Origin of the sequence: Photorhabdus aballayi (genome assembly GCF_026153155.1) — a bacterium.
Lineage (GTDB): Bacteria > Pseudomonadota > Gammaproteobacteria > Enterobacterales > Enterobacteriaceae > Photorhabdus > Photorhabdus luminescens.
The window spans coordinates 1-11,927 of the sequence record NZ_JAPFCD010000063.1; the positions used below are offsets into that span (position 1 = coordinate 1).

Annotated in this window: 9 protein-coding genes and 1 pseudogene; 5 read left to right on the plus strand and 5 right to left on the minus strand. The window is 43.0% G+C overall.

Annotated elements, in window-relative coordinates:
• Nucleotides 1-1,655 precede the first annotated feature (1,655 nt).
• The 4 genes from OO184_RS21285 to OO184_RS21300 all read left to right on the plus strand — a co-directional run bounded on the left by OO184_RS21285 (nt 1,656) and on the right by OO184_RS21300 (nt 7,071).
• Nucleotides 1,656-1,919 (plus strand): hypothetical protein, encoded by a 264-nt coding sequence (locus tag OO184_RS21285; protein ID WP_265380902.1) that lies wholly within the window; start codon nt 1,656-1,658, stop codon nt 1,917-1,919.
• A gap of 5 nt (nt 1,920-1,924) precedes the next feature.
• Nucleotides 1,925-3,157 carry a KPHS_23130 family T6SS system protein gene (locus OO184_RS21290; protein WP_265380903.1) on the plus strand — a complete coding sequence of 411 codons (1,233 nt, stop codon included), beginning with the start codon at nt 1,925-1,927 and terminating at the stop codon, nt 3,155-3,157.
• On the plus strand, nt 3,154-6,546 hold the full coding sequence (locus OO184_RS21295) for an ImcF-related family protein (RefSeq protein WP_376712598.1): 3,393 nt from the start codon (nt 3,154-3,156) through the stop codon (nt 6,544-6,546). Before OO184_RS21290 ends, OO184_RS21295 begins: the two co-directional genes overlap by 4 nt.
• A 267-nt stretch (nt 6,547-6,813) precedes the next feature.
• On the plus strand, nt 6,814-7,071 hold the full coding sequence (locus OO184_RS21300) for a helix-turn-helix domain-containing protein (protein ID WP_265380904.1): 258 nt from the start codon (nt 6,814-6,816) through the stop codon (nt 7,069-7,071).
• Nucleotides 7,072-7,237: 166 nt separating this feature from the next.
• Here OO184_RS21300 and OO184_RS21305 read toward each other — a convergent pair whose 3' ends face one another.
• Together OO184_RS21305 and OO184_RS21310 are read right to left on the minus strand one after the other, a co-directional pair.
• Nucleotides 7,238-8,269: an IS630 family transposase gene (locus tag OO184_RS21305; RefSeq protein ID WP_265380905.1), complete on the minus strand. Its 1,032-nt coding sequence runs from the start codon at nt 8,267-8,269 to the stop codon at nt 7,238-7,240.
• Nucleotides 8,270-8,760: 491 nt separating this feature from the next.
• Nucleotides 8,761-9,027, minus strand: coding sequence for a hypothetical protein (locus tag OO184_RS21310; protein ID WP_265380906.1), 267 nt, complete (start codon nt 9,025-9,027; stop codon nt 8,761-8,763).
• A 695-nt stretch (nt 9,028-9,722) separates the two neighbouring features.
• On the opposite strand from OO184_RS21310, the gene OO184_RS21315 reads away from it, so the two are divergent.
• Entirely contained in the window at nt 9,723-10,241 is a 519-nt protein-coding gene (locus tag OO184_RS21315) for a hypothetical protein (RefSeq protein WP_265380907.1), read from the plus strand.
• A gap of 262 nt (nt 10,242-10,503) precedes the next feature.
• Here OO184_RS21315 and OO184_RS21320 read toward each other — a convergent pair whose 3' ends face one another.
• The 3 genes and pseudogenes from OO184_RS21320 to OO184_RS21330 form a co-directional block, all read right to left on the minus strand.
• Nucleotides 10,504-10,725, minus strand: coding sequence for a hypothetical protein (locus OO184_RS21320; protein ID WP_265380908.1), 222 nt, complete (start codon nt 10,723-10,725; stop codon nt 10,504-10,506).
• Nucleotides 10,726-11,018: 293 nt separating this feature from the next.
• A complete protein-coding gene (locus tag OO184_RS21325) occupies nt 11,019-11,393 on the minus strand; it encodes a hypothetical protein (protein ID WP_265380909.1) in 375 nt (124 codons plus the stop codon).
• A gap of 231 nt (nt 11,394-11,624) precedes the next feature.
• Nucleotides 11,625-11,819 (minus strand): annotated as a pseudogene (locus OO184_RS21330) (type II toxin-antitoxin system death-on-curing family toxin); the annotation flags it as partial.
• Between the last annotated feature and the right edge of the window lie 108 nt (nt 11,820-11,927).

Consider the following 11,927-nt stretch of genomic DNA (forward strand, 5'->3'; position numbering starts at 1 on the left):
GTTAAAAAAATAAAACCATTATAGTTACTAAAATGCCGTCTGGGTTTTCTGAAATAGATGATGATGTCGATATTTTTGAATATCAACTTTTTTATTGTTTTATATGTGATCGTGGGTTTAATAATGAGTCTATTGGACATTGTTCTATTTTAGTTAATGGTGGAGGAAATCAATATTATGAATGAAAAGGATATACAAGATATGTCTATTTATATTTATCAGATATGTTAAAGACGTCTGGAATAGAAACTGTATCTGTTAGAAAAGGAAATCGAGATATAAATGTCATTGTTGATTATACCAGGCAATTACGATCATTGAAGGTGTAATGTGAAAAAGAATATTTTAAATAAGGTTTCATAATTCCGCCACACATGGTTTTATTCAACTCATTGTTATACATAGGGTTTTTGGTAGATAAGGTGTAGCGCCATTTTGGAAAGTTATTTAATGTTTTTGTTGTTTATTTCTTTATCTGTACATAGAGGAAAGCCAAAATGAATGCTAGATTCTTTATGGCTATTATATTATCGTATCTTATGAGTATTTTCTTTGTCAGTAATTTATCGTATGGTAAAAGTGGAAATAATTATGTGAATCTACCTAAGGAAAATATTATTACTTGTATTTCTCAGAGTAAAAATGATAAAGATAATGTGATTATTCGCTCGGAAAATATAAAATAAAACTTATCAATAATCATTATAAATTATGCTTTAATCTTTCACGACTAAGAACAGCCCACTTTTTATCACAAATTTTTTGTGAAACAGGTAGGTTTAAGGAAGTCGTTGAACGCGGAAGAGATAGCTACTTCGATAAATATGAGTCCCAAAAGAATTATGCTGGCAAAGAAATGAATGATCTGGCAAAAACACTTGGAAATAAATTAAAGGGGGATGGAAAGCGGTTTAAAGGAAGAGGAATTATACAAGATTCTATCGTAAAACCTAATAATTTTAAGCCTATAGAATGATGGTGAATGATATGAAACTGAATATGTTATTTGCATTGATATTAACTGTACTTTCATTTTCTGCTTATGCGAAAAAGATAGATTACTGTTATGCCATTGAATTTGATAGTGGTGTTTTTAATTTAAAGTCGCTAAAAATGATTGCAAATATAATCATGCTCCTCTCATTTACAATGGAATAAAGGATTATTTTAATTTGCCTGATGCAGCATCTCCATCAGGTGGGATTGGTTATATAAAATGGAATTGTGAGAGTAAAAAATACAGCCATGATATAGATAAAATAAATAATACATTGAAATAAGCTTATGGTGAAAATAAGGAATTTAGCTATGTATTAAATATGAGATATAAGGTGGAAATAAAAACACTTCCTCGTCGTAAAGGTGCGATGATTATGTAATATGTTATTTTTACTGATAAAAATCATAAACTTTATAGTGTGATGAGGACATTTTTTTATTCTCAAGATAATTATACTGCGGGGTATTACCCTGACCCAACAAGATATTATGATAAAAAGAGAATTGATTCTTTAAATAGGGTGGCAGATTTATTTATGACAACGAGGATTAATTGTGATTTTAATTAAGTGAATTGTTTTTTCTCTGTTGGTAATGAATCTTCTTTTATAAAGAAGGTCATTGTTTTAATTTTAATATGCAAAAGGAAATAAGTGATGAATAGCACTATCCGTATTAGTGATAAAACGACTTGTGGTGGTCAATTGATTTCGCGCTCTTTAGTCATGAAGTTTGATGGTATTAGTACTACTCATAAAAATGGTAGATTAACCTGTCTAGTTAAAGAGTGTGGTGATCCCTGGATTATTAAAAGTAATTCGGAATGTTGTGGTAAAGAACCTTCGGTTGCTTTTTATAGGGACCGTTATTCGTATAGCTGTGTGTTGCTCTCTTCTCTGCCAGATGTGACTGTGAGTTAATTATTATGCCTGTTAAATTGAATCTTTTACCCGGCCCAGCTCCACGTCCCAAAGCTCCCCGGCTTTTGTTCTGGTTTGTCTTACTTCCCGGAGTGTTCTTTGCTATCGGCATAACGAGTTCTGTACTGTGGGATGGCATGGAAATCCATCATCAACCAATAAGCTTTTGGTTACATGAGTTGGCTATCTTATCGTTATGTTGGGTGTTTATTGTGGGATGCCGGTGGCTACTGTATACCGGCCAGCATCTCTGGGCAGATGGTTGGGATCAACGTCGTCAGCTGGTTATTTTACAGGAAACCCAGCGAGGTCGGCGTTCATTACAGATCTTGAGTGTTGCATTGTATACAGCATTGGTGGATGAAGAAACTCCCGAGAGGCAAGTTGCATTACTCACTAAAAATGAGAAAGCGCTGAAAGCACAGCCATCATGGCTGAGTGAAAATGCTGTTCGCCATAGCCGTTTACCTACTTTGGCGGATGAATCTTCTGATGAGCTGGTACGGCGAACATTGTCATCTATTGTTGCCACCTTTGCTAAAGCGCTGGAACTCCTTCCAGATAACACCCCGCTTTCCCTACTTTTTGAGGCAAATACGATTTTACCAGAGCATGAATTGCGCAACATGTGGCAGCAGGTATGGTCTGAGGCGGGGATTCGCCAACCTGTGAGTTTTGTTGAAGGCGCGGGATTATCTGTGGTGGATGACTGGCTGGATAATCATATTTGTAAGCGATCGTTGTTAATGGTTGTGGCTCTGCAAATTTGCCCGGTCCAGCCTGAGAGAACAGCGGAATCTGCCGTTGGGCTGATATTAGGTAATCGTCTGACGCAAAAGACATTAACACCGCAGGCATTTTTACATCGTCCTGAATGTGCTTCCCATTTGACGCTTGTTCGAAGTGTGCAGCAGGCGCTGGACTGGGTGCCGATTATCCCGGAGTCGTTACAGCATGTTTGGTTGTCGCAGTTGTCTCGGGAGAATAGTGAAGCCTTTACTGCATTAAGCAGCATGATTCACTTCGGTATGACACACGAACAAGGTCTTTATGATCTGGATATCTTATTAGGTACATCGGGTTGTGTTGCTCCTTGGCTCGTGATTGCGGCGGCGGCGCTCCATGCGCAATGCACCACGGCTAGTCAGTTTATTCTCAGTGGTTCATCCGTTTCTGATGAAGAGTGCTGGTGTGCCGTCGTGTTCCCTAATGAAACTTTACAGGAGGTAACGCAGTGAAGCGTATCCAAACTCAATCTTTTTTCTGTCTGTTGCTTGTTTTAATTCTGGTCATGGCTGCAATGTTAAGCTACCTGGTTTGGAAGATGCCCAATGAACTGGGTATTAAGGCAGATAGCCCTCTTCAACAGATGTGGTTTATTGGTATTGCAATAAGTAGTATAACTTTTTTGGTTGTGATGGGAATTTATTATGTTGCTACTCGTCAAGCGGGCAAACTGAGCTTTGAAGAGTTGCGTAAAAATATTTCTGGCGATGATAAAAAAATCGAGCCTGTCGAGACTCAACTCTCTGAATCTGTTTCCGCCATAGAAGGATTGTCTGACCGCCTGCACCGTCGTTACGGAGTTTTTTGGTGGTATAAGGTCCGCATTTTATTAGTAGTGGGTGAACCAGAACAGGTGGAAGCAATTGCGCCAGGGCTGACTACTCAATACTGGCTGGAGGGCTATCGCACGCTATTGCTTTGGGGTGGCAGTTTACAGGCGGAACCGGATACTGCCCAGTGGATGGCGTTGCGTCGCTTGCGCCGTTATTGTCCGCTTAATGGCATTGTCTGGGCGTTGACCGAAACCCAAAGTGCACAACCGGTGGCAATGGATAAGGCCCTGCGTATGTTGCAAAAACAGGCCCAACAATTGTGTTGGCAGGCTCCGATTTATTTGTGGCAGGTGTGTCACAGCCTCTGGCCTCAGGAAGACCGTATCACTCAGGCCGTTGGCTGCTTTTTTCCTGAACGCTGTACTCCCGATGTTGTGGGTGCCCAATTGCAGAGTTTGATTGAACCGATACGCAAGCGAGGAATGCAACAAGTACTAGCAGAAAACGCCCATGATTTCCTTTATCGGCTATCATCCACCTTGGAAAAACAGGGAATTGCCCACTGGAAACAAGTTTTGACGCCGTGGTTAGCGGAGTATGGTGATGTGGTGTCGTTGCGTGGTTTGATGTTCAGTTTGCCGCTCAAGGCGCAGGTGAGTAGCATCCCGCAGAGCTGGCTGCCCGATTCGGCCTGGCAGGGAGTGTTGAATGGCAGTCGTTGTTTTCACGGCCGGAGGGTTGGCATGTTCCACACACAGACCGTTTGTCGTGGCCTGATGGTGCTGGGCTTGTTATGGGGTGCCGGCATGGTGCTCTCTTTCTTCACCAACCGTGACCAGATAGCCGTGGTGCAGGCGGCGGTCACTGGCCTGAAAGCGCACCCGGAAGGTTCTGATGCCCAGTTGATGGCCTTAAAAGACCTGCGTAACGAGGTGGGCCGATTGCAATACCGTGCTGAACAGGGTGTGCCGTGGTATGAGCGTTTTGGTTTGAGTCAGAATCAGAAATTGTTGACGGCAGTGCTGCCCAATTATGCGCAGGCCAATAACCGTCTGATACGGGACAAAGCCGCCGCGGTGCTGCATGCGAAACTGAGCGCACTGGTGAATTTACCGCCGGGCAGCCCGTTGCGGGCTAAGTGGGCACCAGCCGGTCATGACCAGTTGAAAGCCTACCTGATGATGGCGCAACCTGAAAAAGTGGATGCTGCATTCTTAACCCGGATATTGAATGAAAATGAGTCCGAGCGGGCCGGTATTGCCCCCAGTGTTTGGTTGGATGTGGCATCGGATTTATGGCAGTTTTATGCGGAGAATTTACCCGCGCATCCGGAATGGCGGATAACCCCGGATAAGGCATTGGTTAAACGGGTGCGTCAGCTTTTGCTGATCCAGCTAGGTAAGCACAACGCCGAAGCGACGCTTTACCAGCAGATGCTGCAATCGGTGGAGAAAAATTATGCGGACCTGACGTTAAGGCAGATGACCGGCGACACCGATGCTGAACGACTGTTTACCACTTCTCGTGTGATACCGGGGATGTTTACCCGTCAGGCGTGGGAAGGGGGGATACAAAAAGCGATAGCGGAGGCGGTGGCCTCACGTAAGGATGCGATTGACTGGGTACTGAGTGATAACCGTCAGGCAGTCTCGGTTGCGGTATCGCCTGAGGAGCTGAAAGCCCGTTTGACCACCCGTTACTTTACCGATTTTGCTGGAGCGTGGCAGGATTTTCTCAACAGCCTGCGCTGGAATAAAACCCGTAACTTGTCGGATGTCATTGACCAGTTAACGCTGATGGCGGATGGGCGCCAATCCCCGTTGATTGCGTTGATGAACACGCTGGCCTATCAGGGTGAGACCGGGCAACAGGGGCCGACATTATCGGATTCGCTGGTGAAATCCGCCAGGACGTTGTTGAATAAAAAAACTCCAAGGGTGATTGACCAACAGACGACTGGTGTGCACGGGCCGATGGATGAAACCTTTGGGCCGTTGCTGGCGCTGATGGGAGAAGATCAGGCGGCGGGGGGAATAAGAATTGATAGGACCCTGGACTTACAAACCTTTCTGACTCGAGTCACCCAGGTGCGTCTGAAATTGCAACAGATAAACAACAGCGATGACCCGCCAGAGATGGCGAAAACACTGGCTCAGACGGTGTTCCAGGGAAAAAGTGCAGATCTGACTGAGACGCAGGGCTACGGTAATCTGATAGCCGCCAGTTTGGGTGCCCAGTGGCGTGGTTTTGGTCAGGCGATGTTCGTGCAACCGTTAAACCAGGCGTGGCAGGGAATACTGAAACCAGCGGCAGCGAGCCTGAATGAGCAATGGCGGACGGCGATAGTCGCTAATTGGAATGCAACTTTTGCTGGTCGCTATCCGTTTGCTGGTGGGCAGAGTGAGATTTCATTGCCGATGCTGGGGCAGTTTATCCGGCCTGATTCTGGTCAGATAGAGCGGTTTTTGACGCGTCAGTTAAGTGGAGTGTTGCATAAAGAAGGTAGCCACTGGGTGCCAGATAGAGTGAACGGCCAAAAATTGCGTTTTAACCCGCGTTTCCTGAATGCAGTAAATCAGCTCAGTCAGTTGTCAAATCTACTGTTTGCGGATGGCAGTCAGGGGCTGCGGTTTGAGCTGAGGGCCAGAGCAGTGCGGGATGTGGTGGAAACCGACCTGACAATAGATGGACAGAAATTGCGTTATTTTAACCAGATGGAAAGCTGGCAGAGCTTTCATTGGCCGGGAGAGACTTATAAACCGGGAGTAATGCTGACTTGGACCAGTGTCAATGCTGGTGCGAGGTTGTTCGGTGATTATCAAGGGAACTGGGGGCTAATCCGCTGGCTGGAGCAGGCGAAAGCGGAAAAGCTGGATGAAAGCCGTTATCGGCTGACGTTTGTTGCTCCGGATGGTTTACCGCTAACTTGGATATTACGAACGGAAATGGGCGGAGGCCCATTGGCGTTGTTGAAAATGCGGGGATTTACGTTGCCGAAAGACATCTTTGTGATGACTCCGGGTGATGATACGCTTATGTCCGCAACTGATGGTGACTGGGAGGAATAACGTTGAAACTTAGTTAGGTGAATGTATTTCATTGATTCAAATAACATAGTCAGTTAAAATCTCCATGCTACTAGCAAAATCTGGTAGCCAAGGTTTCGCAGCCTTGAACTCATCGGACACTGGTAAGTAGTTTTACCAGTGCGCCGCCTGCTATTGCTCAATCAATGGTGATTCAGGCAGGGAGAGGTTATGCCTCGCTGAGTTGATGAGCTCAGACTGCGAATCCTGTCTGTATCACCACCACTATTTTGAGGGAGTAAAGCAGAAATGAATGATGAACAAGACTGGCATCCAGCAGACATTATTGCAGCATTGAGGAAACGAGGAACCACTCTTTCGGCCATTTCCCGAGAAGCTGGATTGGCATCAAATACTTTAACTAATGCACTTGCTCGTCGATGGCCAAAGGGCGAACAAATCATAGCGGAAGCTTTGGGTTGTAGCCCTGCTGAAATATGGCCTAGTAGGTATTTGGTTAAAGAAAATATTATTTCCAAAGCTTGTGATACAAAGCTACTCGCGTAGTTATTGCATAATAAATATATTGAGATAATTACGTCTACCAAACTTTAGAGCCTATAAGTAAGAGTTCTTATTTGTCTATTAATATTATAGTTACTCATTATCTAATGATTTCTGTAATCATTAGATAATTTTGCTATGGCTTTATATGGGCTAATTATATACCCGCCTAACTTGAAGATGCAGGATTCAGAATCTGAAAATTGTCATTAATACGGCGTGACAGACTCCCGGCAAGTTCCGGTAATATTTCCGTAAAAAAGTGATGTATTGCCTGCCTGAACAAGGCCGCCGAGGCGAAGTAACGATTATTTCTGACTTGTTCATTCATCACTTTCCACAGCCTTTCTATCGGGTTCAGATTTGGGCTGTAGGGCGGTAAGTAATGAAGTTCAATATTCATCACATAAGCCCAGTCTTTCACCAACTCACTCCGGTGATAACCGGCTCCGTCAAGGATAATATGAACCTTCTGACTGACCGGATAGGTTTCACGCAGGGCAATGAAGAATTCTGCGATGTGATAACTGTCGATACGATCATATTCGTGTACGACTGTTTTGCTGATATCGGCCAGATTCAGGGCTCCCATCAGGTTCAGACGGGTACGGCTTCCCGTGGTTTTCACTACGGTTTTCTGGCCTTTACGCATCCAGCCATAAGCCAGTTTTGTCCCCTGAGTGGGATGGGTGCCATCAATGAACAGGATGGGCTCATTGTCTCCGGCTTCCTGCTTGAGTTTCCCGTAGGTTTCTATAAAGGCCCGCTGCTGTTCCACGTTGAACTTGTGTGGCACGCCGGTCGGTTTTTTATAACTGAATCCATTGTGGTGCAGCCATTTATTCATGCCAGGAACGGTGTAACTGATATTCCACGCTTCTTTGACAAGGTGGATAACCGCCTGTGTGGTGGGCAGAAGATTGGCGGTCAGATAAGCGATAAGTTCCTGCGTCTGTGTTTCGCTGAGGTGGCTCTGAGAGCCGCCATTGTCGGGCTTGAGTTTGCGGTGATTAAGGTAATCGCTGATATGACGATTAACGGTCATTTCATGCAGGCGCAGGGCCTGAGCGATCATGACAGAGCTCCAGCCCTCAGAGGCCAGCAGGACCGCTTTGATGCGATCACACTCCCGCTTATCACGGCAGGTGTGATGAAGGTGTTCAAGTTCGGCTTTTTGTTCATCGGTAATGAATATTTTCATGACGGATACCATGAACCTCATTTGGGCGAAAATCAAGCAGTTTCAATGAGCACGGGTATATATTATATTTACATATCGATTGTTATCATGTATTTGGGTTGAAAAATTAATGAATATATGTCAGACGCCTTATGTTAGAAATTTTTCATTATCTGAGAAATTTGATGATTAGGCGTATTCCTGGCAAGAATGACGTCATAATGTAGTTGTTGACACTGAACAGGAAAAGCAGAGATGCTTAACTGGCAAACTTTGTAACTATTGGTTTGTATAGATACAATCAGTTGGGTGTGAACAAGACGAATAATATAGCGAATCGAATATGCAAAGAGGTCAGTAAACTCTGTGGCATTAATATGGTTTTATCTCTATGAGATTCCTAAAAAAATTAATTTTTGTTAATAGGGGGATCTTTATTACGCATTTTAAACTTTCCTGTCAGGGTTTCCAATCTAATAAATAATTGGTGAATAGGTCGTTATACACTTTATTTACGCTTCAAATTCAAGATTTTTTAATGCTTTTTTGAGAATTGATTCACTTAAATTAGACCAGCAAGTTACTCCATTAATAGTTTTGACTTTCCAGCCCTCAATAGAGCTTTTTTCTAAAATAAAACTTGGCTCAGCAGAATCAGAGTTCTTAGCGTTGATGCCAAACTTCATTTCAATATTTCCCTGATTAACTTCCTCATCAGTTAATACATCCATAAGATCACATACATCGAAGTACTTATTAAGAAAAGTTTTAATTTTCATGTTAGTTTCTCCATTTCGTTGGCTTCGGGTTTCCGGTGGGCACTCTGCCTGGTTTATGTAATTAATTATATAGTTGACCTATCTGGCGACGAAAATAAACGGCGCAAAACGTTACAATAACTGAATCGGAGAGAAAGTCGTCATTCATGTATTTCACGGCGAGCGTGGAGAACTTAGGAAGGAGGGTTATCCAGTATGAGATGAGGATGTGGAAAAATAGTCTCCTCTGCTCTACAGTCACATAAATATGCGGGGGTGTTATTCATTCACTGTGTCGTAATCCGTTGCTAGAGGAGAGCTGAGGTCATTTAATCATGAATAATGATTTTAAGTTGACTTCTTAACGGAGTTTTCTGCTCCATTGCACCTGAAACCCCTTATTTCCAGAATCTCAAATTGGCAGTCGTGGTTATACAACAGGCATGTGCCATTAATCCGCTGCGTAATTGTGTGGTGGTGCGCCGGTTATATCCTCTGACGGGTTCAGTACGCACTACTATTCTGTTAGCTTCCAGATAGCAAATGACTGTAATGATAACGGTCAAAAATCATGTCAAGATTTCCATATAATTTATAATTGTATGTTTTATAACATATTATTATGTTTTTGAATGGTTAAGTATGACTATCCTGCATTTCGTCACCAGAGCACCCGAATATAGAATGGGAAAACTAATTTCACTTGGGAGGCCTCTATGAATTTTGAAAAGGAACTGGCTGCATACAATCTTGCCCACTTTGGTTGGCAGCTGGAAGAATTTAATCACACGTTATTGAACGAAAGCCACGTTGTCTACTTTCGTGATTTCAGAAATGTCTCTGAGCGCGTAGTAACACTGAATAAGGCGTCTTTCAGTGACAGTGCCATACGCACTACAACTAAAATGGATCACTTAGTGAGTGTGATTGGCGATAGCATTAAAATCTGGAAAACCAGGGTGTTACACCCGCGTGAAAATGCTGTTTTCACAGATGCATTGACGCAGTACATTAAAAACACCATGACCTACCGGCTGTTTGTTCAGGAAGCAGAACCTGATCAACGTTTTCATATGATCATTAACATTTACGGTACCAAAAAACGTGACGAGGTGATAATTCGCCCTGTGATAGCACGGTCAGAATCTCTGATCCTGACTCACGGAGAGTTTCGGAATTTTTCAGAAAACGTATTTATTCATGACCAAGCCTATAATTCTTGTTGGTTTAAGTAAATTTGTTCTGTCGAAACAGATATAAGTTCATTGTCTTGTGGCAGTATAGGATTTAGAAGATTGTTTGGTCAGAGGTTCAGCAAAAGGAAGCGTCCGTCCGGGCGCTTTAATCTTAAAAGGTAAAGATGTCATGATGCGAATTCTGCATAGGTGTAGGTCAGCGATTATAGTCCACCTTTCAATCAAAGTGTTGTAGATCGCATTAACCCCGGAAGTAATCAGTTCAGACAAGTCCGTGCCGTTACTGGTATCGACGTAATGGCTACAAATAGAGCTCCGATTTAGCTAACGAGACATTATTCTCCGAGGTGATAGAGGTAATTGCATGATTTAGCTCACCCTTACATTCATGAGAACCGCCAGATGGACAATCATTAACTTCATCATATACGACGTTTCTGATTAATCCTGCCAATAGTAGTTCATCATTGGCTTTTCCAAGTTCTGTGTTATTACATCCGGAAAGTGAAGCAACTAAAGTCACTGTGAAAATTATCCGTTTTATTTTAGGATCTTTCATTCTGAACATAACAGGGGTAGCAGTGGTTACGGCAAATATTTATTGGAGTTTCAGATAGAAGATGCAGAGCAGATTTGTTGATGAAATTGTAAGTTCTTGCCATTACTGACTTTAAAGTAATAGGACGTTTTCCTGTTTTGTAACAGATTTATTATTAAGAAATTCAGAAAGATTGGCTGTTCAATCGGTCATGAAGGACAGCCACTAGTTCAGAATTTTATACCGTTAATTTTGCCCTCAACAACCACAGGCTTGATTTAGTCTTCCGCCGTGACAATAGCATCATCCAGATCTGCCAGTAGAGCGGCCATCTTCATTTCAATTTCTGAGCGCAGAGCCATCAGAGCTCGTTTTCGTGAGGAGTGCATGACGATACCTCCATGTGAGCCGCGTGAACGGTCTGATCCGTCGCCTGTACCGTGCCGAGTATATTCTGACCAGACAGGAATGACTGCATCTTCTACCCGGTTATGGCATAACCCAATTAGCCGACTGGCATTTGGTATGAAGCCAGTGGTATGAGACTGTGTGTATTCGGGGAGATCAACATCGCAGTCTGTTTCATAACCTTTAATCTGGAGAGCATTTCTCAACCGTTCTGCTCGGAGCTCTTTTTGGGATTTGCCTTTCATGATATTACCTGTTGTCTGTTTGTTTACTTAAATTAGTACATCACAGTCTCTACAGGTATCGAATAGACACACCGAAAAAAAACAGGCAACGTTATTACGTCATCAATTAGAACCAACATGTGTTGTGACTTAATACCATATATGACAGATGGAATAGAACATAAAGTTATTATCTATTTTACCAATGAGGAAAGAAATTTAGCCTGGTAGTCGAGAAATGCAGTCCGTTTTAAAGATATGACCACGAGCAATCGCCACCCAGTAAGTCGCAGTGAGTTCAAAGAGGTCAGTAACGCCTTCATAGTGAACTCGGTTTTGCACACAATAAATCAATTCCTGCGCTCCGTCAGGGTCTACTATCCCTGCAATGCAGGGAAAATGTCGCAGTATGCGATCGTGAAAGGCGATAATTAGAATTAACAACATATCTCTAGTATGTTTCGGGCCAGATGTCGATCCATATGAATTCATACAACGGTCATATAAAAATGCCCTCCGGCTCAAATTAACTGCAAATTGTAGGCTAACAAAATA